Source organism: Reyranella humidisoli, assembly GCF_019039055.1.
Lineage (GTDB): Bacteria > Pseudomonadota > Alphaproteobacteria > Reyranellales > Reyranellaceae > Reyranella > Reyranella humidisoli.
Genome location: NZ_JAHOPB010000001.1, coordinates 1,267,810 through 1,293,176, shown reverse-complemented (window position 1 = coordinate 1,293,176; position 25,367 = coordinate 1,267,810). Strand labels below are relative to the sequence as shown.

Sequence of the window (25,367 nt, the reverse complement as noted above, 5' to 3'; positions counted from 1 at the left end):
ACCGAGTTTATTGCCCATCCTTCGAGACGGCGCTTCGCGCCTCCTCAGGATGAGGTCGGTCAATGTGAGACGGAAAGACTCTAGGCGCTCTTCAACATCGCCATGACCTGGGCGAAGGCGCGGTCGGCGATTTCCTCGACCTCGGCCTTCGTGCGGTTCTGGATGGGATGCGGGACGTAGACGACAGCCGGCTCGAAGCCCAGCGCATCGCTTTGCGCGGTGACGCCGTCCACGAATTCGGTGGTCACGATGTTGACGCCGGGGAGCCCGCGTCCGTCGAGATTATGAAGGTCGTGCAGACTGCACGATGTGCATGAGCCTCAATCGCTTAAGGCGATTACCGCGAGCTGCGCTTCGGCGGCGATGGTCTGCATCACCGCGGCGGGCGCCACCTTGGTATTGGTCGGCTTGCGATATCGCTTCGTGGTCACGCCGGCCGACTTGAAGTGGCCCTCGAGCCGGTCGAGAAACTCCGCGCCGCGCGACTTGCCGATATCCATCAGCGCGACGACCTTGCCGTCGAGCGAGGCCGGCGGCGCCAGGCGGGCGCGGCGGGTCGGTGAGGTCTCGGCGGTGGGATCGCGCAGCTTGCTCGAATAACTCATGGGAAATTCCTTCAGCGAATCTCGTGGGTGACGGCCTGGCATTCCTCGCGCACACGCTGACCGGGCCAGCCGCCGATGATGGCGGAGAATAGACCGGCAGGACCGCCAGCGCGAACGATCAGCAGCCCGTCGGGCTGGAACTTGTCGACGATCTTGTCGGCCATCGACGCCGGCAGTCCCTCCGGCACGTTCTGCGCGCCGTGGATGAGGTCGCGGCCGGGCCGCTTCAGCGCCTGGTAAAGCTCGTCCTCGATGCGGCGGCGATTCCAGCCGCCGTCCTTGAAGATGCGATAGTGCTCGGGCGAGAGCACCAGCACGGCGTTGCCCGAGTCGCAGAGCTTGGGATGGCCGACCCCGAACAGGCCCATCGCCAGCGAGCGCGTGAGCTCCTCCGGCGTGCGAGACTTCTGGTCGATGAAGCCGTGGACGCCCTCGGCGTGAAACAGCGTGACGGCGCTCTTGCCGGCTTCGATGCCGCGGCGTTGCGCCAGCGGCTCCCAGTCCGGATCGGATTCGTCCTCGGCGAAGCAGAACGTGTACTTGCCGGGATTGCCCAGGGTCGCGCGGTCCATGCCGCCCGGCAGCCCGCCGCCCACGTTGCGCACGATGAGTTGAAGCGCGCGGCCGATCGTGGCGTTGGCGCGATTGCCCTGGCCCAGCGCATTGACGCCGGAATTCATCCCGACGGCCTTCGCCGCCGGTCCATTGATGATGACGAGCGGCCCAGAGAAGTGCGTGGTGCAGAGCAGCCCGTGCAGCACGAACAGCGGATCGAGCGCCGCCTCCAGCACGCCCAGCACGACAGGCAGGTATTCCGGCTTGCAGCCGGCCATCACCGCATTGATCGCCACCTTCTCGACCGTGCAGGGCGCCAGATTCGGCGGCACCAGGCCCACCACCTCGTCTGGCTTGCGGTCGGTGCCGCCCAGCATGCGCAGGATGCGCTCGTCGGTCGGCGGCACGACGGGCAGGCCGTCGCTCCAGCCGCGCTCGAAGCAGGCCTCGATGGGATCGTCCCATTCGCCGACCGGGATCTCTCGCGACGCGAGCCCGGGATCGCCGTAGCGCGCGATCAGCGCTTCCTGGACGCCGGGCTCGACGCTGCGCGAGCCGCAGCCCGGCTGCCAGGCCGGCAGGCCCTTGCCCTCGGCTGCGCTGCCGGCGAGGCGGGTCCACTCGGCTCGATCCCAGCCGACGGTGCGGCCGACTTCGCGGCCGCCCTCGTAGCGGATCAGCGTCGGCACGGCCTCGATCCTGAGATGGAACGAACGTTCGAGCTGCTGGTCGTCGAGCACGCGGCCGACGCCGGAGGGAAAGGCCGGATCGTCCTGGGTAATGACCGTGAGCGCACCCGCTCTGTCGAGGCTCCGCATCACCGGCTCGACCAGCACGCAGGTATGGCATTCGTGCTTGGCGACGATCACCAGCCCGTCCGCGGGCAGCATCTCAATCATTCAGCAGAGCCTCCACCTGGGCATCGATGAACGCGGCATCCTCGGGATTGTCGCGCGGATTGCCGGCGCGATGACCCCAGACCGACGGGATCTCCACCAGCTTTCCATATTTGAGATACGGCAACTCTTCCCTGTTGTCGTCCGTCTGGAAGTAGAGATCGGTCGCCGACGGCATCAGCAGCACCTTGGCCTTGATACCGGCCAAAGCCATCTGCAGGTCGCCACGATAGAGATCGTTGGCGGAGATGTCGCCGTGCTGCCAGGTGAAAAGCTGGGCCAGCAGGTCGTTCATATCGCGGCGCAGAAAATTGGCTTCCCACGACCGCACGAGGAAATCCTCGAGACTGCTGAAGCCCAGGCCGCGCCACATCTCGCGGCGATAGAAGGTCTGGCTGAGTGCCCAGCCGGCATAGATCCGGCCCATGGCGCGCAGGCCCTGCTGCGGCGTGGCGGCGGACTGCAAGGTGGTGCGGATGCCTTCGAGGAAGACGAAGTTGTGCGGCGCGGTCTTCGCCGAGCCGCAGTTGACCACGATGCGCTCGACCGCCTCGCCGAACAGCGCGCCCCAGTGATAGGCCTGCTGCGCGCCCATCGACCAGCCATAGACCAGCTTCAGCCGGTCGATGCCGAACAGTTCCACCAGCATCTGCCGCTGCAGCATGACGTTGTCGAAGGTCGTCACCTCGGGGAAATCGGGCGTGTTCGACGGCGAGGAGGAGAGGCCGTTGGTCATCATGTTGGGGATGACGATGAAGTAGCGACTGGGATCGAGGCAGTGGCGCACGTCGACCAGCCATTCGATGTCGGTGTGATGGGCGCCGTAGCTGGTGGGATAGAGGATGACGTTGTCGCGCTTGGGCGACAGCGTGCCGTAGGTCTTCCAGACGATCCGGGCCTGTTTCAGCGTGCCGCCGCGCTGCAGCCGGACATGATCCGCCGACCAGATGCCTTCGCTTGTCCTCATATCCTCGCCCCGTTTCGTTCAGCCGAAGCTGCGGATGATCTCACCGTGTGTCTGGGTATAGCTCCTGGCTATATACTTGAGGTGCGGCCGCAGATGCTTGTGCGCCTCGGGCAGGTGATGGAACGGAATGTTCGGCAGCAGGTGATGCTCGGCGTGATAGGGCAGGTTCCACATCAGGAACCGCACGATGGGATTTGAGATCGTCGTGCGCGTGTTGGCGAAGCCGTCGTCGCTGTTGGGGCAGAGCGTGTGCTCGGTCAGGAGATAGAGACGCAGCAAGGGCAGGCCGACCAGCAGCGGGATGAACCAGACCCAGAGCACGGCATCGGTCTTGAGCAGGATCGAGCCCACGATCAGCACGGCATAGAAGGCGAGCAGCCAGCGGCCCCAGCGCCGCACCTCGGGCCAGGCCGCCTCGTGGATGTAGGTGACGTCGCCGCGGAAGCCGAAGGGAAACAGGAAGATGTCGCGCGCGCGAATCATCAGGAAGGGGATCGAACTCACTCGGAAAAGATAGGCGCCCCAGGTCCGCGGGGTGCCCGACGTGATCAGCTCGGGGTCGCGATCGGGATCCTGGGTGTAGCGATGATGGGCAAGATGATAGTGCCGGTAGAAGCCGGCATTGTTCAGGATCGCCGCACCCGAGAAGAAGGCCAGCACGTCGGCCATCCAGCGCGTCTTGAACGATCCGTAATGCACCGACTCGTGCATCGCCCCGAACAGCGAATTCACGAACACGCCCTGCAGCAGCAGCGCCGGCAGCACCCACCAGGTACCGCGCGTCTCGAGCACCAGCCAGCCGCCGAGAACGAGCAGCGCGAGATGCGCGCCCGTCTGGACCAGGCCCTTGGTATCGTCACGCGCATAGAGCCGCTTCAACACGTCGGCCGGCACCACCCGCATCTGGCGGGCGCGCTGTCCCGTTACTGTATAGGTGCCCATAGGCCTTCCTTGTAGGCGTGCTCGGTGGCCGCCTCGCGCTTCTTCTTCTCCTCCTCGCTGAGGCCGATCTGGTCGCCCACCATGCGCGAGATGGACGGGAAAGCGCCCTTGGGCTGGACATAGTCCGGCGACCACAGGCGCGAACGCAGCAGCGCCTTGGCGCAGTGCAGATAGGCCTGGCGCACCGAGATCACGATGGCGCATTTCGGCGCCTTGCCCTGCACCGCCATCGAGTCGAGCAGCGCCGGATCGACCGAGAGGCGCGCGGTGCCGGCGACGCGCACCGTCTCGTTGACGCCCGGCAGCAGGAAGATCAGCGCGACCTCGGGGTTCTCCAGCAGATTGCGCAGCGTATCGAGCCGGTTGTTCCCGGGGCGGTCGGCCAGCGCGATGGTCTTCTCGTCGAGCACCTTGAAGGAGCCCGGCGGATCGCCGCGCGGGGTCACGTCCTGCTTGCCCGAGGCGTCGGCCGTCGAGATCAGGCAGATCGGCGAAAGCGCAATGAAGCGGCCCATGTGCGCATCGATACGCCCGATATCCTTGACGGCAGCGGTCACGCTGACCGGCGCGTAGGACGCCACGAGGGCGGCCGCGCCCGCCGCATCGAGCAGCGCCGGTTGCGTCGCACCAGCGGAAAAAGGCAGCGAATCGGGCATTTATGAGACCTCCGGAATCTGCAGGGCAGGGTAGCAGCCACCCCCTCGCGGGGAAACCATTGGCTGCGGGGAGTCGTTGGACGCGCAGACACACAGCAAGAGGAGGACCAGATGAGCGACTACGATCCCAACCTGGGTCCCGGCCGTCCCGGCTACACCCCCCTGAACCGCCAGGCCGACCCCTATCGTGCGCCGGATGACGGACGCCCGGGGTATGTGCTGCTCGCCGTGCTTGCGGGCGTCGCCCTGGTGGGTGGCTTCCTGTACTTCGGCAATCCGCAGAACAGCATGGGTCCCGAGCAGGCGCAGGCGCCGATCGAGCGGACCGTGACGGAAACCCCGGCCACGCCGGGCGCCACCAATCCGGATCGCCCGGCCGCGATTCCGATGCCGGCGAACCCGGCGGCCCCGACTCCGGCAGCCCCCCAGGCCACCCCACAGGAGTAGCGCCATGACCGACTACGATCCGAGGCTCGACAAACCCGTCTACGACGACGTCGTCATGACACCCAAGGCGCCAAGCCGCGGGCTCTACCTCGTGGTCGGCGTGGTGGCGGCCATCGTGGCCGCCGCGGGCCTGATGTTCTTCTCGGGCAACACGGCGGACCGGAACGATATGGCCCGCAGCCCCGATCCGGCCGGGATCGGCGCGACGACCAACGCGCCCCGGACACCCGAGGTGCCGCGGATCACGCCGATCCCCGCGACGCCGACTCCGGAACCGGTTCCGGCGCCCGGACAGCAGCAGTAACGCTGCCGGCCTGTGAGACAAAAAAAGAGCCCGACCGCGAGATCCGCGGTCGGGCGCACAGGCCTTTATTCTCTGCACTCCCGACCTAGCACGGGCGCCTGTGGGACCCGTCGACTCAATCCTGCAGAGCTGACCTGCACTTCTTCATGACTTCGCGAGTTCGGCCGTCAGCGCCTCGCCGAGCGCGCGGAAGGTTTCCGTGCGCGCGGAAGAACGACGCCACACGAGGCCGATGCGCCGATGGGGCACCGCCCCGGCGAGCGGCCTCACCGTGACGTCGAGGCCGCGCAGGATGCCGGCGTCGATGGCCATCTGCGGCATCAGCGTCACGCCCAGGCCGTTGGCCACCATCTGCGCCAGCGTATGCAGGCTGGTGCCGTTGAAGCCGGCATTGCGCCGCGCGCCCTCCAGCTCGCAGGCCGCCAGCGCCTGGTCGCGCAGGCAGTGGCCGTCCTCCAGCAGCAGCAGGTTCTCGTCGGCGATGTTGGCGGCCGGCCGGTGGCCCGCCGGCTGGACGATCGAGAACGGGTCCTCGCCGAGTTCCATGACCTCCAGATCGCGCAGCGCATAGGGCAGCGCCAGCAGCACGGCGTCGAGTTCGCCGCTGTCGAGGCGGTCGAGCAGGCGCGCCGTCTGGTCCTCGCGCAGGTAGAGCTGCAGCTTGGGAAAGGCCTTGCGCAGGGTCGGCAGCGTTCGCGGCAGCAGGAACGGGCCGATGGTCGGGATCACGCCGAGATGCAGCGGCCCCGACAGCGGATCGCGCGACGCGTGTGCCAGGTCGACCAGATCCTCCGCGCCCTTCAGCAGGCCGCGCGCCCGCTCGGCCACGAGGCGGCCCAGCGCCGTGGGCACGACCGACCGCTTGGTGCGCTCCAGGAGCGGGGCGCCCAGCAACCCCTCCAGCTCCTGGATCGAGGCGCTCAGGGTGGACTGGCTGACGTTGCAGGCGGAGGCGGCCTGCCCGAAGTGGCAGCGCTCGACCACGGCTTCCAGGTACCGCAACTGGCGCAGGGTGGGGACGGGTTTCATGCACCCTATGTAATCGTCTTAAGCGATTATTCAATTCGGTATTTTTCGCTTTAAACGATCTTAGAACGAACCTAAGTAACCGTTGCGAAGAGTTAACCAAGGAGTTTCAAGCGTGTCCCTCATCAACACCGAGATCAAGCCGTTCAAGGCCACCGCCTTCCAGAAGGGCAAGTTCATCGACGTGACCGACGCCGACCTCAAGGGCAAAGGCAAGTGGTCGGTCGTGTTCTTCTACCCGGCCGACTTCACCTTCGTGTGCCCGACCGAGCTCGAGGACCTGGCCAACAGCTACGCCGAGTTCAAGAAGCTGGGCGTCGAGATCTACAGCGTCTCGACCGACACGCACTTCAGCCACAAGGCGTGGCACGACACGTCGGAAGCCATCAAGAAGATCGACTACGTGATGGTCGGCGACCCGACCGGCACCATCACCCGCAACTTCGGCGTGATGATTGAGGAAGCGGGCCTGGCCGATCGCGGCACCTTCGTGGTCGACCCCGATGGCAAGATCCAGATCGTCGAGATCACCGCTGGCGGCATCGGCCGCGACGCCTCGGAGCTGCTGCGCAAGGTCAAGGCGGCCCAGTACGTCGCCGCTCATCCGGGCGAAGTCTGCCCGGCCGCCTGGAAGGAAGGCGAGAAGACGCTGGCCCCCAGCCTCGACCTGGTCGGCAAGATCTAAGGAGCTGGGTGGGGAAGCATCGCGAGACCCCCCCTCACCTAACCTCTCCCCCTAGCGGGGGAGAGGAACATGAAGACCTCTTTCATTCTCCTCTCCCCCGCGGCGTGTATTCACGCCGCCTCTTGGGGGGAGAGGTTGGGTGAGGGGGGAAACACCGGTGGAAGCCCCCTCACCTAGCCTCTCCCCCTAGCGGGGGAGAGGAACTTGAAGAAAGCGGGGCGAGAGTTTTCCAAGGAGTACCTCCCATGTTGGACGCCAACCTCAAGACGCAGTTGAAGGGCTATCTCGAGCGCCTGACCATGCCGGTGGAGCTGGTGGCCTCGCTCGACGACTCCGCGAAGTCGGCCGAGCTGAAGGAGCTGCTGCAGGAGATCGCGACCCTCTCGGACAAGGTGAGCTTCGCCGAGGCCGACGAGGACATGCGCAAGCCCTCCTTCGCCATCGTGCGCGCCGGCACCGACATCTCGGTCCGCTTCGCCGGCATCCCGATGGGCCATGAATTCACCTCGCTGGTGCTGGCGCTGCTGCAAGTCGGCGGCCACCCGAGCAAGGAAGCGCAGGACACGATCGAGCGCGTGAAGAACCTCGACGGCGACTACACGTTCGAGACCTATTTCTCGCTCTCGTGCCAGAACTGCCCCGACGTGGTGCAGGCGCTGAACCTGATGAGCGTGCTGAACCCGCGCATCCGCCACACCGCGATCGACGGCGCCCTGTTCCAGGACGAGGTCGAGAAGCGCGGCGTGATGGCCGTGCCCTCGATCTTCCTCAACAGCCTGCCGTTCGGCCAGGGCCGCATGAGCCTGGAGCAGATCCTGGCCAAGCTCGACACCGGTGCGAGCGAACGCGCGGCCGAGGAGATCGCCGCGAAGAAGCCCTACGACGTGCTGGTGGTCGGCGGCGGCCCCGCCGGCGCGGCCGCGGCGATCTACGCGGCGCGCAAGGGCATCCGCACCGGCATCGCCGCCGAGCGCTTCGGCGGCCAGGTGCTGGACACGATGGGCATCGAGAACTTCATCTCGGTCTCCCACACCGAGGGCCCGAAGATGGCCGCCGAGCTGGCCGCGCACGTGAAGGACTACGAGGTCGACGTGATGGACCTGCAGACCGCCACCAGGCTCGTGCCGGCGACGCAGCCGGGCGGCCTGGCCACGGTCGAACTGCAGAACGGCGCGACCTTGAAGGCCAGGACGATCGTGCTCTCGCCCGGCGCGCGCTGGCGGCAGATGAACGTCCCCGGCGAGGCCGAGTATCGCAACAAGGGCGTGGCCTACTGCCCGCACTGCGACGGCCCGCTGTTCAAGGGCAAGCGGGTGGCGGTGATCGGCGGCGGCAATTCCGGCGTCGAGGCGGCGATCGACCTCGCGGGCCTGGTGAGCCACGTCACGCTGATCGAGTTCGACGGCCAGCTGCGCGCCGACGCGGTGCTGCAGGCCAAGCTCAGGTCGCTGCCCAACGCCACGGTGATCGTCTCGGCGCAGTCGACCGAGGTGCACGGCGACGGCGCCAAAGTGACGGGCCTCGCCTACAAGGACCGCACGTCGGGCGAGCAGAAGACGATCGAGCTCGAGGGCATCTTCGTGCAGATCGGCCTGGTGCCCAACACCGAGTGGCTGAAGGGCGCGATCGAACTCAGTCCGCGCGGCGAGATCGAGATCGACGCCAGGGGCCAGACCTCGGTCCCCGGCATCTTCGCCGCCGGCGACGCCACGACCGTGCCCTACAAGCAGATCGTCATCGCCATGGGCGAGGGCGCCAAGGCCGCGCTGTCGGCCTTCGACCACCTGATCCGGAGTGCGCCGGTCGAGGTGAAGGAAGTGCCGGCCTCAGAAGGCCGGGAAGCGGCTTAACTAAGCCACGCGTCGCGGACGGCCGCCCTTGCGGCCGTTGGCGCGGGCGGCGGCGGCCTTGGCCTTGGATTTCGTCTGGCCGGCGCGGCGGGCCAGCTCCGACATCATCCAGGCGCGGGTCCCGAACACGCCCATCAGCAGGCCGGGCACGGTGAAATCGGCATCGAGCGCGGGCCAGTGCAGCCCATGGCCGGCGCCGAGGATCTCGATGTCGGCCAGCTCCGCGTCGGTCGCCTGCGCCAGCCCCTGCAGCGAGCGCGCCGGAAAGACGAAGCTGCAGCCGTTGGTCAGATCGACCACGACCCGGCCGGTCCGGCGTTCATAGTGCGCGCGCTCGGCCTGCGGCTCGGTCACGGCACGGCGACGGCCGCGCGCCAGGGCGCGGTCGATTTCGCGATCCAACTCAGCCTTCGACCGATCCCCAGCCATCTCGACCTTCCTCATCCTTCGGCGCCGTGAACCCGCCGCCATGCAGCCCGCAGCTTCGCCCGACTCGCCATGGCTTCGACGAGCACCCGGCGCAGGCCGGCGCGATCGAAGCCACGCGCCCACTCCAGCTCCGGCCCCTCACCGTCCGATCCGAGGAGAATCTTCGCCTCGGCACGCCCCGAGAAGACGTGGACATGGGGCGGCCCATGATCGTCGAGGAAGATCACGAAGCGCAGATTTCCAGCGCGATGGACGGTCGGCATGAGAATAACCCATCTGACGGGTTATTCCAATAACCCATCAGACGGGATGATAGATTGCCGTACAGATTGGTACAGCAACCGTCGCGTGCTTTCTTAACCCGGCATCTTGTCGATAAAGCCCACCACGGACGCCAGCCGCCCGTCCGGCGCCAGGGTGCAGAAATCGACACCCTCGACGACCGAGGGCCCGTCGACTGGACCCAGCGACCAGGTGAAGCGCAGATAGAGCCCCACTGGGCTACCGGACAGGCCGCCATGGGCGTCGACCTTCGAGGTGCGCTTGAGCACGAAGCCCGGGAACTTCGCCTGCACGCCCGCCAGCATGGCGTCGATCCCGGCAGGCCCGTCGCTCGCCATCACCGGATCGCGGTAGATCCCCGTCCCGGTCCAGGCCGCCGCAAGGCCGACGCGGCGGCGCACGGGATCGGTCTCGTTCCAGGTAGCGACGTAGGCCTCGACGACGGCGTCGGGCGTGGCGGTGGGATGGGACATGGCTTCCTCCTGCGGATGGTTGATCCACGCGGGAGATAGGCCAGCACAGGCGAGGCGGCGATTGTCTGGGAGGTAATGAGGCTCTCTCGTCACGCTGGAGCGAGGCTTCCTAGCATTGCTGGCTGCGAGACAGGCGCATGCACGCTGTCGGCACACAACCATGCCTCCAAAACAAATCGTCATCGTCGAGCAAGGGCGGACGTCGCACGGCCAGCATTCTACCACCAGACCCGGAGCACACCGCTCGGCCAAAGGCCTAACTACTAAGTGGTGCGATTAATCGCGGCACAACAATCCGGAGAATCTTTACAATCAAGCTAGGTCGGATTGAAGCCGCCTTGTGTTTCTTCACGCTCTATGCTGTCAAGCTGCTTGCCATTCTGAAGGGACCACCATGAAAACCCCGCTCGGCAAACTAGAGCGAATCAATCTACGAGAAGCCTGGAAGCACGAGGCAGCAGAGTTTACGCCTTGGTTGGCGCAGGAAGAGAACCTGGAGCTATTAGCTGAGGCGCTAGGACTAGTGGAACTGGAGCTGGTGGGAACTGAGCATTGGGTCGGAGATTTCAAACTTGATGTGCTTTGTTCCGACGATGACGGCCAAGTCATTATCGAAAACCAGTTGGAGAAAACGAACCATTCTCACTTGGGACAGATAATCACTTATGCAGCTGGGGTAGGTGCCAAAAAAGTCATTTGGCTGGCGGAGTCTTTTCGCCCTGAGCATGTGGCCGCATTGGACTTCCTTAACCAAAGCACGACTGCAGGGCTGAACTTCTTTGCTGCTGAAGTTGAACTTTGGCGAATTGGCGACTCCCCGATGGCCCCGAGTTTTAACGTCTTGGTCAAACCTAACGACTGGACGAAGACAAGCCGCGAAAGTGCCAAGGTGGCCACAACCACTACGCCCACGAAGCAACGTCAGCTAAAGTTCTGGACTGAATGGTCAGCTTGGCTGAAAGCGAAAGCATCTACCTTGAGGCCGCAAAAACCGCTGCCTCAACACTGGACAAATCTGGCATTGGGCCGCGCTGGCATCCACCTCGCTGCTTCTGTCGTTTCGAGGGACCGACGAGTGAGCGTGGAAGTTTACATCGATCACCCAAATTCGAAGTCGATGTTTAAGCAATTGCAAGCGCAGCAGCAGGCACTCGAAAACCAGTTAGGCATGCAGTTACAGTGGAACGAACTTCCAGACGGACATGCCTGCCGCATTGTGCATTTGCGCCCCGATTCCCCACTTGAAGATGAAGTGAGCTGGCCCATCTATTTTGCTTGGCTCGAAGATGCCGCCTTACGCTTGTCTACTGTCTTCCGGCCAATCGTCAGGACGCTATCTTGATCGGAAAACACGGTGGCCTATAAGTCATCGACGGCCCAGCTTGGCAAGGCGACGTCGCTCCCCTCAATTATCTTGTCCTGGACATCGCGCAGTGTTCGTTGAAGCACCTTCATCTCACGATCTAGTTCCCAAATGCCCAGCTTTTCGTTCCACTCCCGGTGCCAACTCACAAATGTTGCCAGTGTTGGAGATCCATTCGGGCATGGCTCTTCAAAGTGATACAGCGTCGAAATCTCTTCTTGGATCTCTTCCGAGAAATTAGGAATAAGCACCTTATTTAGGTAGCCAATCGCCAAACTGCCTCCGGACCCGCCTGCGCCGACGGCGTCGACAATGCCCTTCCGCCGCAGGTATCCCAGGAAACATCCAAGGAAAATGCCTTTGGTCATCGAGCCATCGCGCGGATGAAAAATCACGCCATGAATATTTGAGATTGTACGATGTTGCTCGTCCACCAGGATGATGCAACGGCCTTTTCCAAAGCCCTCCGCGCCGAAGATCACATCACCCTTCTTTACTACCTCAAGCTTACGCTTGTTGCCCAAGTATCGAAAAGATTCGACCGTCCTGAACTCCGAAATATCAGTGGGAGCGACTAGCCGATAGAAGTCGGACCGCGGATGATCTGAGTAAATGCTTTGGCCAATGCTAGTAATTTGGAGGTTTTGGCCTCGACCAATGTCAAAGCCCATGTCGTCGTAGTTCGCGGCTCCAAACTTATAGTTGCTTATTAGGAAGGCTTCCCTCTTGTAAGACTCGGAGTAAATGGCAGCATCGAAACGCTTTTGCGACCGAATTTCCGCGAGGGTGGGATGCGAGAACGCGTACGGGCTGCCGACTTGACCCGAGAGCAACTCGTTCTCAATCTTGCTATTTATTGAGTCGTTTTTAGCGCGTATCGCAATTTCCTTTTCGACAATGCTTTGCATCAGAGCCGAAACATATTTGGTCACACGCTCTGAATTAGCGCCTGCCGGAAACGGAATTGCACAATCAAGCCAGAGTTCATTTGCATGCTTGATCGTGGCTCCCCGAGGCACTCGCGCCGTGAGATCCTCCCGGAAGAGGTTGTGCTTTAGGAATGAGAAAAAATAATAGCGATTGATTCGCGGCCTAATACGAACCACACCGCCGCTAAGCATGTGGTTTTTCCAGCCGGAGCCGTTAATGATTGCACACTCTCCGACGTTCGAGTCTTTCGACATAATTATATCGCCATCGGAAAGCTGAAGGTCTTCGAAAACGCGAGGGCTGATTGGAGCAATAGCGCCGCCCTTGGGGTATATTAAACAGCTATGGTCCTGAAGGGCTTTGGTGCGAATGAAATGGTGGGTTGAGTGACGCAGGTAATACATGGAGCCTGGGTCAGATCCCTTGTCGTAACCTTCAATTAAGTCGCGAACGGGTTTGGTCGAAGACGTAGGGATTTCGACTCGCTTGTACATTCCCGCGGAAAGGGAACTGTTGGCGGCCTTCAGGGTCGCAAGCGATATCTCTTTGGGTACATGTAGGTAGGACATTAGCCTTCCTTTAGAAAGAGGCGCTGCAGCGTTTCCTCCTGACCCAAGGCCCATGTGCGGAAGTCCGAGAGTGTTTCAGTAAACTCTTCGTCGAGAAGTGGTCGCCCTTCGACGTCAACTCGAATGTCAAATGTCGTCTCATCCATTTGAAAAAGCGGATTGAAAAAAACATTTCTCTTAAGCGTGCGCTTCTCGTATCCGACGCGTTCAATGTCTCGGGCGTAAATGCTGTAGCCGCTCTCGCTCAACCGCCTTAACTCGTCGGCCTTTGGCTTGTAGGCTACCAAAATACTTGTATTCACGCCGGTTTCTGCGAATACGTTCGACGGCAAATCGAAAAACGCCACTAAACGCAGTTTGGTCGCAAGCCATTCGCGAATTTTGGTCCAACGATTGATCGAAGCGATGGAGTTGGACAACACGATGCCAAGCCGTCCATCGTCCTTGAGCATTCGATATGCATTCTCAAGGAATACGATTCCAAGATCGATGTTGTCGCTCCCTTTGGGCGACTTCCTTGCAGGAACCTTCGCTCCCGGAGACCCGCCATTTTCATCCGAGGTACTTCTGTCGCGGGTGATGTGCCAAGTTTCATACATCTCTATGATGCGCCGGTCGGTGTCCGACTTAACCCTGTAAGCGCGATCTTCCCCAAAGGGGGGATTAGTTAGGACCACATCAAATTTCTGCAGCTTCGTTTGATCTGGCCAGTTATCCCAGTTCCCTCGCTGGTGATGGTCAGGAAGCAATGAAACTAAAGCCGGGGGGCTTCCCTGGGCGATCTTGTAGAGGATCGATCCCTTGTCTGGCTTGTCGAATAGCTTAGCTTCACCGTCCCCGTTCAACAGCATATTCAGTGTCGCGAGCGTGATCATGTTTTCGTCTAGATCGATGCCGTAAATATTCGCATCATCCAATTGCCAGCCGGACGCTTTCGTCGATGCGTTTACAAAGGAAAGCGACAAGAAGTCTCCGATACCGCAACAGGGATCAAGAACAGTTTCGCCATCGCGGGGATTGACCAGTTTAACTACGAAATCGATAACGGGCAGCGGCGTAAGAAATTGAGCGGCTTCATCGCGCTTAAACGAGTTTGCAAAGTTGTAAAAAACAAGCTGGTAAAGATCACTCCTCGCAGACCGTGCAAATGAGTAATCTTGGAACGCCTGGCTGATGGCGACCACAACTCGAACGTGACTTGGATTTCTCCAGTCGATCTCGTTGTTTCGCAGAATTTTTTGATACTTCGCAGATGCGTCAGTTCGCAGCGCAGTCATGCGATCTACAAAACCTTGGACCTTGGGTTCCCCGAGATTGCTAAAGGAGGCTTCTTCGTCCGTCACAAAGAACTGCAGGTGGCGGTCCTTTCGAACCTCATTTCTTTTCTCGTCGAAAATCTTGAGGGCAAGGGTTTGAACGAGGATTTGATATCCCCGTTGATTTACCAGACCTGCCTTGTCCATTGCCCGCAGTACATCGGACAGAGCGGTCTGAATTTGCACCGAGGAAATCGTTGTGATTACGTCGAGGTCAGAAATCCCCCGTGCGGCGCGATTGAGAGTCGATGGCTTGTGAACCTTGGCCTTCAACTCCTCAAATGAGGGAATGAAGGCGTAGGGATCTGGCAAATGAAGGGACAAATCCCCCACCTTGCTGGCCAACCCCTTTTGATTCTTGGATTCATCGTATCGAAGATACAAGCCCGAACGGCGGTGAAACATATAGAGCCGCTCGGCGTCGTAGTACATGCCTAGTACGTAAGCGTCCGATGGCTCCTTTTCTCGCATAGCCGGCCTTATCTGGCCGGCGAAAACCTTCTCAATTTCTTTGTCATTTTTCTTGAACTCGATAGTTGCAAGCAAGTGGTCGTTTAACCATTCGAGATCACTGCTCTTCCTGTCGTTCCAGTAGGCGTTGTAGCGGTCCAGCCAAGCCGCATCATCGAAAATCGCCCCATCTAGCTGCAGGGCGGCCGAACCTTTATTTCCCTTTGGGAAATGGACCTCCACTCCGATGTAATCTTTTGGATATAGGCCGCTGTGCACGAGTCCATAAACAAACTGCCATTTGTAATATTGTTCATTGGGCTCGCCCCTCACATTGCGAATTGAATCATTAGGGCGAGCCTTGCCGCGAACCGGTACAATGCAGATTGATGTTGCTGCATTCGCATGGTCGGCATCGAATGTCGCCTTCGCTTCAGAAAATTTATGCAAATGACTCATAGGCGATGATCCCGTTTCTCAGTTTTCTTCTTCCACTCGCCTATCATGCAGGCTTAGTTCAACACTGGTCGACTATGCGACGCCACATGATTGCAATGTGCTGGGACGCGGTGCAACCGGTTGTTCATCCAGCGCTCCCTGCTTATTCAGCTGTCGCGCGACTGATATCGAAGGGTATGCAACGGTAGGCATCCATGCCTACGCATCCCAACTAATATGTGGGAGGTTTTGTGGTACGGCGCAGCTCGATTGGGTCAAAAAGGCCGGAAATGCCGAGCTAAGTACGCCTCGCTGGCCGACAGGGTTACATTCAAGTTCGTGAACTTTGCTAGGTCCCACCCTCAACTTAGCTCACCCCCCCGCCGCCTTGATCCGCTCCTCCAGCATCCCGCGGATCGGCGCATCCGCCGGCAACAGCGCCAGCAGCGTCTTCCAGCGCTGCAGCGCCGCCGGCTTGTTGCCCGCGGCTTCGGCGGCGACGCCCAGGTAGAACAGGGCCAGCGCGTTGCGCGGCTCGGCCTTCTCCAGCCGCTCCAGCACGGCCACGGCCTGGGCCGAGGGCGCGGCGCCGGGCGCGAGCTGGCGCACATGCGCCTCGGCCCAGTCGGCCAGGATGCGCGCGTCGACGGGGGCCAGCGTGTCGGCGCGGCCGTAGGCGTCGGCGGCGTTGGCGTTCTCGCCCAGCACCTTCCAGGCATTGGCCAGGCGCAGCCAGCCGGCGCGGTCCTGCGGCGCGTCGGCGAGGCGCGCGGCCAGCCCCTCGACCATGGAGCGGATCGCCTGCTGGCGCTGCTCCGGCGGGAGCTGGGCCATCGCCTCCTGCTGCTCGCGGCTGGGCGTCGGCATGGTGGATTGCGGTGTCTGGGTTTGTGGCATCTCGATCCCGGCGGCCCTGGCCACCCGCGCGATCTCGGCGCGCAGCAGGCCGAGATAGGGCGCGTCGGGTGGGCTCTTGGCCTCGAGGTCGCGCCAGCGGGCGATCGCGGCCTTCGAATCGCCGCTCTGCGCCTCGTGCAGGCCGAGATAGTAGAGGATGCGCGCATCGTCGGGCCGCGCCAGCAGCGCGCGGCGCAGTGCGTCGAGCGCGGGCGGGGTGACGGTGCCGCCGGCCTCCAGGGTCAGGCCCTCGCCCAGTGCTGCCAGCGCGTCGGCGTCGTTGGGGTCCTGCGCGAGGCGGGCGCGCGCTTCCTTGAGCAGGCCGGCGACGTCGAGCTGTTGCGGGGCGGGCGCGTGTTCGGTGCCGCGATCTGCGAAGGGCGCGGCGGGCAGGCCGGGGCGGCCGGTCTGCAAATAGAGGCCCAGCGCCAGCAGCGGGACGAAGAGCGAGAGTGCGGGCGGCAGCCACTTCTGTGCCGCGTCGGTGGCGGTCCTTGTCTTGACGGTGGCCGCGGCGGCGTCGCCGGCGGCCAGCATGCGGCGCTCGATCTCGGTGCGGGCGGCGGCGGCCTCGGCGGGCTTCAGCCTGCCGGCGTCGCGTTCGCGGTCGAGTTCGGCGAGCTGGTCGCGGTAGATCGCCAGTTCGCCGGAGAGCCGGTCGCGTGCGGGCAGGCGCATCCGCAGGAGCGGCCAGAGCAAAGCGGCGACGGTCGCGGTGGTGAGCAGGGCCAGCAGGAATTCGAGCATGGCCCGTCAGCCTTTCAGGAGCGCATCGAGGCGGCGGCGCTCCTCCTCGTCGAGCGGTTTGGGCGCCACGATCGGTGTGTGCCGGCGGCGGCGCGCGGCGAGGAGGAGCGCGGCGCCGGCCACCAGCAGCAGGAGCGGCGCGCCCAGCCACAGGACCAGCGTGCCGGCCTTGAAGGGCGGCTTCAGCAGCACGTAGTCGCCGTAGCGCGCGACCATGAAGGCGAAGACGTCGGCGTCGCTGTCGCCGGCCGTCAGCCGCTCGCGCACGGCGCGGCGCATGTCGCGCGCCACCTCGGCCGAGGAATCGTCGATCGCCTGGTTCTGGCAGACGACGCAGCGCAATGCCCGGCCGATCTCGCGGGCGCGGGCTTCGAGCGCGGGATCGGGCAGGACTTCCGACGGCTCGACGGCGAGGGCGGGCAGGGTGAATAGCAGCGCGAGGAGGCAGAGCAGCGCTCTCCAACTCAAGCTCCTCTCCCCCGCCAGGGGGAGAGGCTGGGTGAGGGGGCGGCGCACCCCCTCACCTAACCTCTCCCCCAAGGGGGAGAGGAACATGAAAAGACGGGCGCCGATCACTTCACCGCCCCCTTGAGGAACGGCAGGATCGTCTCGTTCAGATCCCGCTCGGTGATCGGTCCGCGATAGTGGCGGCGCACGATGCCGGCGCCGTCGATCAGGTAGGTCTCGGGCACGCCGGAGAGGCCCCAGTCGAGGCCGGTCTTGCCGTCGAGGTCGAGGCCCGCGAGCCGGTAGGGATCGCCCAGCCGCTTCAGCCAGGGCAGCGCGTCGTCGCGCTTGTTCTTCCACGCGATGCCAACGATCGTCGCGCCGTCGCGCTCGGCGAGCCGCGTGAACAGCGGATGCTCGGCCAGGCACGGCGTGCACCAGCTTGCAAAGAAATTCACGATCACCGGCTTGCCGGTGCGCAGGGATTCGTCGGTGAGCGGCGCCTCGCCCGGCCGCAGCGCCGGCAGGTCGAGCTTCGGCGCCGGCCGTCCCACCACCACCGAGCCGATCGAGGCGGGGTCGCGGCCGCTGGTCAGCGACCAGGCGAAGAAGCCCGCCATCAGCGCGAGCGTCAGCAGCGGCAGGATGAAGAGGAGCCGGCGCATCTATTCGGCCGGCTGCAGGGGCGGCGCCTGAGGGGCGGGCCTCCGCGACGGCGCGCCGATGCGCAGCCGCCGGTCCGACAGCGAGACGAAGCCGCCCAGCGCGCACAGCGCCGCGCCCAGCCAGATCCACGGCGCCAGCGGGTTGAGATAGAGGCGGATCACCCAGCCCTGCTTCGGATCGCCCTCGCCCAGGGTGGCGTAGAAGTCGCGCAGCAGGTTGGTCTGGATGGCGGTCTCGGCGACCTGGCGGCGCTGCACGGTGAACAGCCGGCGCTCGGGCTGCAGCACCGTGTAGGGCTTGCCGCCGACGCTGACGTTAAGCGTCGCGCGCTCGGCGATGTAGTTGGGGCCGCGTACCTCGTCCATGCGCTCGAGCAGCACGCTGTAGCCGGCGAAGGCGATGCGGTCGCCGGGCTTCATCGTCTGCATCAGCTCGGTGTTCCACGACGAGGTCGCGACCGAGCCCAGCACGACGACGCCCAGCGAGGCGTGGGCGATCACCATGCCCAGGGTCGAGCGCGGGATGGTTCGGAGCGTGCCGCTGCGGACGCGGTCGCTGAGCGACGCGAGGCTGCCGACGATCAGCCAGACGCCGAAGCCGAAGGCGAGCGCCGCCAAGGTCGAGCGGCTGTCGATCGTCGTCATGGTGACGACGATGGCGGCCAGCGACACGACCAGCGCGATCCGCAGCCGCATCAGCGCCGGCCACAGCTCGGCGCGCTTCCAGCCGAGGAACGGGCCGACGCAGAGCGCGGCGAACAGCGGCGCACAGAGCGGCACGAAGGTCGCGTTGAAGAACGGAGGACCGACCGAGACCTTGTTGCCGGTCAGCAGGTCGAGGAACAACGGGTAGAGCGTGCCCAGCAGCACGGTGGCCGCGAGCGTGCACAGCAGGAGATTATTCAGGATCAGCGCGCCCTCGCGGCTGACCGGCTGGAACAGCCCGCCGCCCTGCAGCTGCGGCGCGCGCCAGGCGTAGAGCGCGAGGCCGCCGCCGGTGACGAACAGCAGGAACGCCAGGATGAACATGCCGCGCGACGGGTCCTGCGCGAAGGCGTGCACCGAGGTGAGCACGCCCGAGCGCACCAGGAAGGTGCCCAGCAGCGACAGCGAAAAGGCCAGCAGAGCCAGCAGCACCGTCCAGCTCTTCAGCGCGTCGCGCTTCTCCACCACGATGGCCGAGTGCAGCAGCGCGGTGCCGGCGAGCCACGGCATCAGCGAGGCGTTCTCGACGGGATCCCAGAACCAGAAGCCGCCCCAGCCCAGGATGTAATAGGCCCACCACGAACCCAGCGCGATGCCGAGGGTGAGGAAGCACCAGGCCGCCAGCGCCCACGGCCGCACCCAGCGCGCCCACGCGGCATCGACCCGGCCTTCGAGCAGCGCGGCGACCGCGAAGGCATAAGTCACCGAGTAACCGACATAGCCGAGATAGAGCAGTGGCGGATGGAAGGCGAGGCCGGGATCCTGCAGCAGCGGGTTCAGCCCGTTGCCGTCGGGCGGCGCCGGGAACACGCGCGCGAACGGGTTGGAGGTGAAAAGCAGGAAGGCCAGAAAGCCGACGCCGATCAGCGCCTGGATGGCGAGCACCCGACTGCGCAACGTGTCGGGCAGGTTGTTGCCGAAGACCGCGACCGCGGCGCCGAACAGCGCGAGGATCAATGCCCACAGCAGCATCGACCCTTCGTGATTCCCCCACACGCCGCTGATCTTGTAGAGCAGCGGCTTGGCCGAATGCGAATTGTCGACGACGTTGAGGACGGAGAAGTCGGACGTCACATAGGCCTGCGTCAGCGCGCCGAACGCCAGCAGCACGAGGAACGCCTGAGTCAGCGCCGCGGTGCGGCCGAGGGCCATGAGTCTGAGATCACCGCGCGACGCCCCGATCAACGGCAGCGTGCCCTGAACGAGCGCGACCGCGAGCGCGAGGATCAGCGCAAAATGACCAAGCTCCGGTATCAAGACGCCCCCTCACCCAGCCTCTCCCCCTCACGGGGGAGAGGAGGAAGAAAGAGGCGCCTCTCCTCATGCTCCTCTCCCCCTTGGGGGAGAGGCTGGGTGAGGGGGTTCGCACCACCGGTCACTTCTTGTCTTTCCATTGCCCCGACTCTTTGAGCGCCTTCGCGACTTCGGGAGGCATATAATTTTCATCATGCTTCGCCAGGATCTCGCGCGCGGTGAACACGCCGTCCGGGCCGATCGAGCCCTCGGCGATCACGCCCTGTCCCTCGCGGAACAGGTCCGGCAGGATGCCGCGATACGTGACCTTCACCGTCTTGTTCGTATCGGTCACCGTGAAGCGCACGACCTGCCCTTCTTTCTGCACGCTGCCCTGCTCGACCAGACCGCCCAGGCGGAAGCGGCGGTCCGGGCCGATGCTCTTCTCCGCCACCTGCGTCGGCGAATAGAAGAAGACGAGATTGTCGTTCAGCGCCGTGAGCACGAGCGTGGCCGCGACGCCGAGCGTGGCCAGCGAGCCCAGCAGCAACCAGAGGCGGCGGCGTTTCGGAGTCATCGGCGCTTGTCCAGACCGCGCGCGGCCAGCTCGCGCCGCACCCGCTTGCGCGCACCGAGCGAGGCGATCACCAGCCCGCCCAGGATGAGTGCGGCGGCGAGATAGGAGGCGAGGATATAGGCCGCGTGGTTGCTCATGCCGCGGCCTCGGCATTCTCGAGGCGGCGGCGGTCGATCTCGGTCTCGGTCCGCAGCAGCACCAGGTAGACGAACAGGAACAGCAGCGAGACCGCCATCCAGAGCAGCGGCACTAGGATCGAATTGTGGATCGCCGGCGCGTCGAGCCGCGTGATCGAGGCCGGCTGGTGCAGCGTGTTCCACCAGTCGACCGAGAACTTGATAATCGGCAGGTTGATCACGCCGATCAGCGCCAGGATCGCCGCGGCGCGGTCGCCGCGCTCGGGCGAATCGTACGCGCGGCTGAGCGCGATGTGGCCGAGATAGAGGAAGAACAGCAGCAGCATCGAGGTGAGGCGCGCGTCCCACACCCAGTAGGTGCCCCACATCGGCCGGCCCCACAGCGAGCCGGTGAGCAGACATACAGCCGCGAAGCTCGCGCCTACGGGTGCGGCCGCGCGCGCCATCAGCGCCGCCAGCGGATGGCGCCACACCAGCAGCGAAGCGCCGAGCGCGGCCAGCATCGCGTAGCCGCCCATCGACAGCCAGGCGGACGGTACGTGCACGAACATGATCCGCACGGTCTGGCCCTGCTGGTAGTCCTCCGGCGCCACGAAGAACGCCAAGTAGACGCCGACCGCCAGCATCAGCACCGTGGCGAAGCCGAGGCCCGGCAGCACGCGCTGGGAGAAGCGCCGGAACCGCGCAGGATTGGCGAGAAAATGCAGGTCGGCCATCGGCCCCATCCTCCCTATTCGCCGGCTTGCCGCAAGGCTGCGGCAATCGCCCATGGCGTCGTGGCCAGGGCGACCAATGCAAGAGCGGCGAGGATTGCGACATGCGTCACGATGCCTTCGCCCGCCGCCAGCGTCTCGATCGCGCCGGCGCCGAAGATCAGCGTCGGCACGCAGAGCGGCAGCGCGAGCAGCGCCAGCAGCGCGCCGGATTTGCGTGCCCCGAGCGTCAGTGCCGCCGCGAGCCCGCCGATCAACGACAAAGTGGGCGTGCCGACCAGAAGCGTCGCGCCCAGCGCCAGCAGGCTCTGCCCGTCGAGGCCGAAGGCGACGCCCAGCACCGGCGCCAGCAGGCTGAGCGGCAGGCCGGTCACGATCCAGTGAGCGAGGCATTTGGCCAGCGCCGCCAGCTCGAGCGGCCACGGCGCCAGCAGCAGCAGGTCGAGCGTGCCGTCCTCATAATCGGCGGCGAACAGCCGCTCCAGCGACAGCAGCGCCGCGAACAGCGCGGCGCACCACAGGACGCCCGCGGCGATGCGCGCCAGCACGTTGGTCTCGGGACCGATGCCCAACGGAAACAGCACCGTCGCCACGACGAAGAAGGCGAGCACGACGCCGACATCGCCCGGCCGCCGCCAGACGAGATGCAGGTCGCGCCGCAGCAGGGCGAGGAAGCCGCTCATGCTGCTCGACCTTCATATTCCTCTCCCCCGCTAGGGGGAGAGGTTAGGTGAGGGGATAACACGGTGCGCATCCCCCTCACCCTGCCTCTCCCCCTAGCGGGGGAGAGGTGCTTGAAAGGGCTGGCCCGAGCTCGAGCGAGCGTCCCTCGATGCCGAGTTCGGCATGCGTCGCGGCAATGGCGAGACCGCCGGCCGCGAGATGCCTCTGGAGCGCTGTGCGGAAAGCGGCCTGGGCGGGCACGTCGAGCGCGTTCAGCGGCTCGTCGAGCAGCCAGAGCGGCGCCTGCGACAGGACGATGCGGGCGAGCGCGGTGCGACGACGCTGGCCGGCCGACAGGGTCCGCACCTCGCGTGCGGAAAGACCGATCAGGTCCAACGCGACGAGGGCCCATTCCAGCCGGTCCCCCGCCTCCCCACCCCGCAGCCGTTCAGCGAAGACGAGGTTCTCCATCACCGTGAGGTCGCCCTTCAGCCCCTCGAGATGGCCGAGCCAGGCCAGCCGCCCCCGCCAGGTCTCAGGGTCGAGGCTGATGTCGGCGCCCTGCCAGGCGATCGTGCCGGCATGAGGCGGCGTCAGCCCGGCCAATGCGCGCAGCAGGCTGGTCTTGCCGCTGCCGTTGCGCCCGGTCAGCGCCAGGAGCTCGCCTTCGCCCAGGGCGAAGGAAAGACGGTCGAATACCAGCCGGCCGCCGCGGCGGCACGACAGGCCGGTCACTTCGAGAAGCGGAGGCGCCATGGGCGCCGTCCTAGCACGCCGGAAGCAGGCAAAGAAAAAGGCCGTCATCTCGGGGGAGAGTGAGATGACGGCCTGAGCGCCTCCGAGGAGGCTAGAACGTGGCTTTGGGGGGACCACGTTCGGGGGAGATACCCAACCTAGATGGAAGTCCCGGGTGGCCTCCGCTAGACCCAAATGGGGCAAAATCGGGGTATTTGGGTTACACGCCCGGCGCGGAGCGCTGGGCGTGTAACCCCGGCGAGCGGCAGGGCCTGCAGGAGCAAAGTGCGCCGCTTGCGGCGCACTGGCCGGCGGCAGGGCCTTCTGAGGCCCGGGAGCCGGCACCGTGCAGAATAGATAAGGATTTCAAGGACTTGAAGGTGTCGCAACACCCCCATCCGTTCTGAACCGCGCGGGCTCCCGGGCCTGGTTACAGGCCCTGACGCCCGCCACGCCTAAGCGCTTCGCGCTTAGGCGTAGGGGTCCGCAGCGTCTCTCATTCCGTCACCCATGAACTGGTAGGCGAGAATCACGAGAATGACCGGCACGACCGGCAACATCAGCCACCAGTTCACGGCGACGACGTTGATGTCCGTCGCCTCGTTCAGCAGCACGCCCCACGAGGTGATCGGCGGCCGCAGCCCCAGGCCGAGGAACGACAGCGCCGTTTCGGCCAGGATCATCGACGGAATCGACAGCGTGGCCGAGGCGATCAGATGGCTCATGAAGCCCGGCAGCAGGTGACGGCCGATGATGCGGGCAGGCTTGGCGCCCATCATCTGGGCGGCCGCCGCATAATCCTCCTCGCGCAGCGACAGGAGCTTGGAGCGGACGGCGCGCCCGAGGCCCGGCCAGTCGAGCAGCGCCAGGATGATGGTGATGCCGAAATAGACCAGCAGCGGCGACCAGGTGACGGGGAGCGCGGCGGACAATGCGAGCCACAAGGGCAAATGCGGGAAGCTCTTGATGATCTCGGTCAGTCGCTGGACCACGCTGTCGATCCAGCCGCCGTAATAGCCCGCGAGCCCACCCAGCACCAAGGCGAGCACGAACGACAGCGCGATGCCGATGATGCCAATGGTGAGGGATATTCGCGCGGCATAGACGATGCGACTGAACATGTCGCGTCCCAATCGATCGGTCCCCAGCAGGAAGAAGGTGCCATCCTTGGGCGGGCAGACGAAATGGAAGCTTCCCTCGATCAGGCCCCAGAACTCGTAGCTCTCGCCCAGGCAGAAGAAGCGCAGCGGCTGCGGCTTGGTCTTGTCGGGCGAATAGATGCGCTGCAGCGTCGCCGGATCGCGTTCCATCTTGAGGCCATAGACGAACGGCCCGAGGAACGAGCCCTCGTGGAAGAGATGGACCGACTGGGGGGCCGCGAAGATGTAGCGCGAGTGCCGCGTGTGCAAATCGTAGGGCGCGATGAACTCGCTGATAAGCGTCGAGAAATACATCAGCAGCAGGAAGGCCATCGAGACGACGGCCGGCTTGTGGCGGCGGAAGCGCCACCACATGAGCTTCCACTGGCCCGCCATATAGTAGCGTTCCTGTTCGGCGGTCAGCTTGTCGGCGACGTAGGGGTCCCACGGCTCCTGCGAGACGAAGTGCGGCGCGCGGCGGTTGGGATCGGGTGTGGTGCCGGTGGGTGTCGTGTCGGTCATGGCACCCTCACTTTTCCGAACTGCCGAAGCGGATGCGCGGATCGAGCGCGGCGAGCGCAAGGTCCGAGATCAGCATGCCGATGACGGTGAGGACGGCCACGAACAGCAGGAAGGTGGCGGCGAGATTCACGTCCTGTGTCTTGAGCGCGCTCAGCAGCATCGGGCCCGTGGTCGGCAGCGACAGAACCACCGAGACGATGACCGAGCCCGAGATGACATCGGGCAGCAGGCCGCCGATGTCGGCGACGAACGGATTGATCGCGTGCCGCAGCGGATACTTCACCAGCAGCCTCATCGGCGGCAGGCCCTTGGCCCGGCCGGTGACGACATACTGCTTCTGCAGCTCGTCGAGCAGGTTGGCGCGGAGCCGGCGGATCATGCCGGCGGTGCCCGACATGCCGATCACGATGACCGGAATGATGAGGTGCTGCATCACCGACACGACCTTGCCCCAGCTCAGGGGCTTGTCGATGTACTCGGGGTCCATCAGGCCGCCGATCGACAGGCCGAAATAGACCTTGCCGACATAGAGCAGCACCAGCGCCAGCAGGAAGTTCGGGATCGACAGGCCGATAAAGCCGATGAACGACGCGACGTAGTCGCCCCATTTGTACTGATGCGTCGCGGCATAGACGCCGATCACGAAGGACACGATCCAGATGAAGGCGATCGTGCAGGTTTCCATGATGATGGTGAGCATCATCCTTTCGCTGATCAGGTCGGCGACCGGCACCGTATCCTGGCAGGAAAGACCGAAATCCCAGTAGAAGATTCCACCCACCCATTCGAAGTAGCGCAGCCAGAGCGGATGATTGAGGCCGTATAGATCGCGCAACTCGGCGGCCCGGGCGTGGGCATCGGGATCGCCGCGCGCCAGCAGCTCCTCGATCTGCGAGGTCACGCAGTCGCCAGGAGGCAGGTCGATGATGAAATAGACGAGCGCGCTGATCACGAACAGCGTCGGGATCATCAGAAGAACGCGGCGGACAATGAACTGCAGCATG

At 64.4% G+C, this 25,367-nt stretch carries 27 protein-coding genes; 5 read left to right on the top strand and 22 right to left on the bottom strand.

The window, feature by feature from the left end; all coding sequences use genetic code 11:
* Positions 1-80 precede the first annotated feature (80 nt).
* Genes KQ910_RS27095 through KQ910_RS06265 form a run of 5 tightly spaced genes read right to left on the bottom strand, consistent with a single transcriptional unit; the run spans position 81 to position 4,621 of the window.
* The gene (locus KQ910_RS27095) at positions 81-605 is read right to left on the bottom strand and encodes a UGSC family (seleno)protein (RefSeq protein WP_304627766.1); all 525 of its coding nucleotides are present in this window, start codon (positions 603-605) and stop codon (positions 81-83) included.
* An 11-nt stretch (positions 606-616) separates the two neighbouring features.
* Positions 617-2,059 carry a thioredoxin family protein gene (locus KQ910_RS06280; protein ID WP_216957611.1) on the bottom strand — a complete coding sequence of 481 codons (1,443 nt, stop codon included), beginning with the start codon at positions 2,057-2,059 and terminating at the stop codon, positions 617-619.
* Complete coding sequence (locus tag KQ910_RS06275) at positions 2,052-3,023, bottom strand: alpha/beta fold hydrolase (RefSeq protein ID WP_216957610.1); 972 nt, start codon at positions 3,021-3,023, stop codon at positions 2,052-2,054. Before KQ910_RS06275 ends, KQ910_RS06280 begins: the two co-directional genes overlap by 8 nt.
* Positions 3,024-3,041: 18 nt before the next feature.
* Complete coding sequence (locus KQ910_RS06270) at positions 3,042-3,965, bottom strand: fatty acid desaturase (protein WP_216957609.1); 924 nt, start codon at positions 3,963-3,965, stop codon at positions 3,042-3,044.
* The gene (locus KQ910_RS06265) at positions 3,947-4,621 is read right to left on the bottom strand and encodes an MSMEG_1061 family FMN-dependent PPOX-type flavoprotein (RefSeq protein WP_216957608.1); all 675 of its coding nucleotides are present in this window, start codon (positions 4,619-4,621) and stop codon (positions 3,947-3,949) included. The genes KQ910_RS06270 and KQ910_RS06265 overlap by 19 nt, the downstream gene beginning before the upstream one ends.
* Before the next feature lie 111 nt (positions 4,622-4,732).
* On the opposite strand from KQ910_RS06265, the gene KQ910_RS06260 reads away from it, so the two are divergent.
* Together KQ910_RS06260 and KQ910_RS06255 are read left to right on the top strand one after the other, a co-directional pair.
* Positions 4,733-5,068 carry a hypothetical protein gene (locus KQ910_RS06260; protein WP_216957607.1) on the top strand — a complete coding sequence of 112 codons (336 nt, stop codon included), beginning with the start codon at positions 4,733-4,735 and terminating at the stop codon, positions 5,066-5,068.
* A 4-nt stretch (positions 5,069-5,072) separates the two neighbouring features.
* Positions 5,073-5,372, top strand: a complete 300-nt coding sequence (locus KQ910_RS06255; RefSeq protein WP_216957606.1) for a hypothetical protein — start codon at positions 5,073-5,075, stop codon at positions 5,370-5,372.
* A gap of 144 nt (positions 5,373-5,516) precedes the next feature.
* Here KQ910_RS06255 and KQ910_RS06250 read toward each other — a convergent pair whose 3' ends face one another.
* Entirely contained in the window at positions 5,517-6,401 is an 885-nt protein-coding gene (locus KQ910_RS06250) for a hydrogen peroxide-inducible genes activator (protein WP_216957605.1), read from the bottom strand.
* A 112-nt stretch (positions 6,402-6,513) separates the two neighbouring features.
* Here KQ910_RS06250 and ahpC point away from each other — a divergent pair, with 112 nt between their 5' ends.
* Together ahpC and ahpF are read left to right on the top strand one after the other, a co-directional pair.
* Positions 6,514-7,083 (top strand): alkyl hydroperoxide reductase subunit C, encoded by a 570-nt coding sequence (ahpC, locus tag KQ910_RS06245; RefSeq protein ID WP_216957604.1) that lies wholly within the window; start codon positions 6,514-6,516, stop codon positions 7,081-7,083.
* Positions 7,084-7,328: 245 nt separating this feature from the next.
* On the top strand, positions 7,329-8,933 hold the full coding sequence (gene ahpF, locus KQ910_RS06240; RefSeq protein WP_216957603.1) for an alkyl hydroperoxide reductase subunit F: 1,605 nt from the start codon (positions 7,329-7,331) through the stop codon (positions 8,931-8,933).
* Here the strand turns inward: ahpF and KQ910_RS06235 are convergent, their stop codons facing one another.
* The 3 genes from KQ910_RS06235 to KQ910_RS06225 all read right to left on the bottom strand — a co-directional run bounded on the left by KQ910_RS06235 (position 8,934) and on the right by KQ910_RS06225 (position 10,117).
* Positions 8,934-9,362: a DUF2442 domain-containing protein gene (locus tag KQ910_RS06235; protein ID WP_216957602.1), complete on the bottom strand. Its 429-nt coding sequence runs from the start codon at positions 9,360-9,362 to the stop codon at positions 8,934-8,936.
* 11 nt (positions 9,363-9,373) lie between these two features.
* On the bottom strand, positions 9,374-9,625 hold the full coding sequence (locus tag KQ910_RS06230) for a DUF4160 domain-containing protein (RefSeq protein WP_216957601.1): 252 nt from the start codon (positions 9,623-9,625) through the stop codon (positions 9,374-9,376).
* Positions 9,626-9,718: 93 nt separating this feature from the next.
* Positions 9,719-10,117 (bottom strand): nuclear transport factor 2 family protein, encoded by a 399-nt coding sequence (locus KQ910_RS06225; protein ID WP_216957600.1) that lies wholly within the window; start codon positions 10,115-10,117, stop codon positions 9,719-9,721.
* A 394-nt stretch (positions 10,118-10,511) separates the two neighbouring features.
* On the opposite strand from KQ910_RS06225, the gene KQ910_RS06220 reads away from it, so the two are divergent.
* Entirely contained in the window at positions 10,512-11,459 is a 948-nt protein-coding gene (locus KQ910_RS06220; RefSeq protein ID WP_216957599.1) for a DUF4268 domain-containing protein, read from the top strand.
* A gap of 17 nt (positions 11,460-11,476) precedes the next feature.
* Here KQ910_RS06220 and KQ910_RS06215 read toward each other — a convergent pair whose 3' ends face one another.
* From KQ910_RS06215 to KQ910_RS06155, 13 genes are all read right to left on the bottom strand, one after another.
* Positions 11,477-12,979, bottom strand: coding sequence for a restriction endonuclease subunit S domain-containing protein (locus KQ910_RS06215; protein ID WP_216957598.1), 1,503 nt, complete (start codon positions 12,977-12,979; stop codon positions 11,477-11,479).
* Positions 12,979-15,204 (bottom strand): HsdM family class I SAM-dependent methyltransferase, encoded by a 2,226-nt coding sequence (locus tag KQ910_RS06210; protein WP_216957597.1) that lies wholly within the window; start codon positions 15,202-15,204, stop codon positions 12,979-12,981. Before KQ910_RS06210 ends, KQ910_RS06215 begins: the two co-directional genes overlap by 1 nt.
* A 351-nt stretch (positions 15,205-15,555) precedes the next feature.
* On the bottom strand, positions 15,556-16,827 hold the full coding sequence (gene ccmI / locus KQ910_RS06205) for a c-type cytochrome biogenesis protein CcmI (protein WP_216957596.1): 1,272 nt from the start codon (positions 16,825-16,827) through the stop codon (positions 15,556-15,558).
* Positions 16,828-16,833: 6 nt separating this feature from the next.
* A complete protein-coding gene (locus tag KQ910_RS06200; protein ID WP_229600341.1) occupies positions 16,834-17,295 on the bottom strand; it encodes a cytochrome c-type biogenesis protein in 462 nt (153 codons plus the stop codon).
* Positions 17,296-17,399: 104 nt separating this feature from the next.
* Positions 17,400-17,939, bottom strand: a complete 540-nt coding sequence (locus KQ910_RS06195; protein WP_216957595.1) for a DsbE family thiol:disulfide interchange protein — start codon at positions 17,937-17,939, stop codon at positions 17,400-17,402.
* Entirely contained in the window at positions 17,940-19,901 is a 1,962-nt protein-coding gene (locus KQ910_RS06190) for a heme lyase CcmF/NrfE family subunit (protein ID WP_216957594.1), read from the bottom strand.
* Between the two features lie 118 nt (positions 19,902-20,019).
* The gene (ccmE, locus tag KQ910_RS06185) at positions 20,020-20,454 is read right to left on the bottom strand and encodes a cytochrome c maturation protein CcmE (RefSeq protein ID WP_216957593.1); all 435 of its coding nucleotides are present in this window, start codon (positions 20,452-20,454) and stop codon (positions 20,020-20,022) included.
* Positions 20,451-20,591, bottom strand: a complete 141-nt coding sequence (gene ccmD, locus KQ910_RS06180; RefSeq protein WP_216957592.1) for a heme exporter protein CcmD — start codon at positions 20,589-20,591, stop codon at positions 20,451-20,453. Before ccmD ends, ccmE begins: the two co-directional genes overlap by 4 nt.
* Positions 20,588-21,307 (bottom strand): heme ABC transporter permease, encoded by a 720-nt coding sequence (locus tag KQ910_RS06175; protein ID WP_229600340.1) that lies wholly within the window; start codon positions 21,305-21,307, stop codon positions 20,588-20,590. The genes ccmD and KQ910_RS06175 overlap by 4 nt, the downstream gene beginning before the upstream one ends.
* A 14-nt stretch (positions 21,308-21,321) precedes the next feature.
* Entirely contained in the window at positions 21,322-21,987 is a 666-nt protein-coding gene (gene ccmB, locus KQ910_RS06170; RefSeq protein ID WP_216957590.1) for a heme exporter protein CcmB, read from the bottom strand.
* Positions 21,988-22,063: 76 nt separating this feature from the next.
* Positions 22,064-22,723, bottom strand: coding sequence for a heme ABC exporter ATP-binding protein CcmA (gene ccmA / locus KQ910_RS06165; protein ID WP_216957589.1), 660 nt, complete (start codon positions 22,721-22,723; stop codon positions 22,064-22,066).
* Positions 22,724-23,172: 449 nt separating this feature from the next.
* On the bottom strand, positions 23,173-24,363 hold the full coding sequence (locus KQ910_RS06160; protein ID WP_216957588.1) for an ABC transporter permease: 1,191 nt from the start codon (positions 24,361-24,363) through the stop codon (positions 23,173-23,175).
* 7 nt (positions 24,364-24,370) lie between these two features.
* A complete protein-coding gene (locus tag KQ910_RS06155; protein ID WP_216957587.1) occupies positions 24,371-25,366 on the bottom strand; it encodes an ABC transporter permease in 996 nt (331 codons plus the stop codon).
* Position 25,367: the final 1 nt, after the last annotated feature.

Coding starts and splice junctions, on each gene's coding strand:
- KQ910_RS06280 (WP_216957611.1), bottom strand. CDS start 2,059: ATGATTGAGATGCTGCCCGCGGACGGGCTGGTGATCGTCGCCAAGCAC.
- KQ910_RS06275 (WP_216957610.1), bottom strand. CDS start 3,023: ATGAGGACAAGCGAAGGCATCTGGTCGGCGGATCATGTCCGGCTGCAG.
- KQ910_RS06270 (WP_216957609.1), bottom strand. CDS start 3,965: ATGGGCACCTATACAGTAACGGGACAGCGCGCCCGCCAGATGCGGGTG.
- KQ910_RS06265 (WP_216957608.1), bottom strand. CDS start 4,621: ATGCCCGATTCGCTGCCTTTTTCCGCTGGTGCGACGCAACCGGCGCTG.
- KQ910_RS06260 (WP_216957607.1), top strand. CDS start 4,733: ATGAGCGACTACGATCCCAACCTGGGTCCCGGCCGTCCCGGCTACACC.
- KQ910_RS06255 (WP_216957606.1), top strand. CDS start 5,073: ATGACCGACTACGATCCGAGGCTCGACAAACCCGTCTACGACGACGTC.
- KQ910_RS06250 (WP_216957605.1), bottom strand. CDS start 6,401: ATGAAACCCGTCCCCACCCTGCGCCAGTTGCGGTACCTGGAAGCCGTG.
- ahpF (WP_216957603.1), top strand. CDS start 7,329: ATGTTGGACGCCAACCTCAAGACGCAGTTGAAGGGCTATCTCGAGCGC.
- KQ910_RS06235 (WP_216957602.1), bottom strand. CDS start 9,362: ATGGCTGGGGATCGGTCGAAGGCTGAGTTGGATCGCGAAATCGACCGC.
- KQ910_RS06230 (WP_216957601.1), bottom strand. CDS start 9,625: ATGCCGACCGTCCATCGCGCTGGAAATCTGCGCTTCGTGATCTTCCTC.
- KQ910_RS06225 (WP_216957600.1), bottom strand. CDS start 10,117: ATGTCCCATCCCACCGCCACGCCCGACGCCGTCGTCGAGGCCTACGTC.
- KQ910_RS06220 (WP_216957599.1), top strand. CDS start 10,512: ATGAAAACCCCGCTCGGCAAACTAGAGCGAATCAATCTACGAGAAGCC.
- KQ910_RS06215 (WP_216957598.1), bottom strand. CDS start 12,979: ATGTCCTACCTACATGTACCCAAAGAGATATCGCTTGCGACCCTGAAG.
- KQ910_RS06210 (WP_216957597.1), bottom strand. CDS start 15,204: ATGAGTCATTTGCATAAATTTTCTGAAGCGAAGGCGACATTCGATGCC.
- ccmI (WP_216957596.1), bottom strand. CDS start 16,827: ATGCTCGAATTCCTGCTGGCCCTGCTCACCACCGCGACCGTCGCCGCT.
- KQ910_RS06195 (WP_216957595.1), bottom strand. CDS start 17,939: ATGCGCCGGCTCCTCTTCATCCTGCCGCTGCTGACGCTCGCGCTGATG.
- ccmE (WP_216957593.1), bottom strand. CDS start 20,454: ATGACTCCGAAACGCCGCCGCCTCTGGTTGCTGCTGGGCTCGCTGGCC.
- ccmD (WP_216957592.1), bottom strand. CDS start 20,591: ATGAGCAACCACGCGGCCTATATCCTCGCCTCCTATCTCGCCGCCGCA.
- KQ910_RS06175 (WP_229600340.1), bottom strand. CDS start 21,307: ATGGCCGACCTGCATTTTCTCGCCAATCCTGCGCGGTTCCGGCGCTTC.
- ccmB (WP_216957590.1), bottom strand. CDS start 21,987: ATGAGCGGCTTCCTCGCCCTGCTGCGGCGCGACCTGCATCTCGTCTGG.
- ccmA (WP_216957589.1), bottom strand. CDS start 22,723: ATGGCGCCTCCGCTTCTCGAAGTGACCGGCCTGTCGTGCCGCCGCGGC.
- KQ910_RS06160 (WP_216957588.1), bottom strand. CDS start 24,363: ATGACCGACACGACACCCACCGGCACCACACCCGATCCCAACCGCCGC.
- KQ910_RS06155 (WP_216957587.1), bottom strand. CDS start 25,366: ATGCTGCAGTTCATTGTCCGCCGCGTTCTTCTGATGATCCCGACGCTG.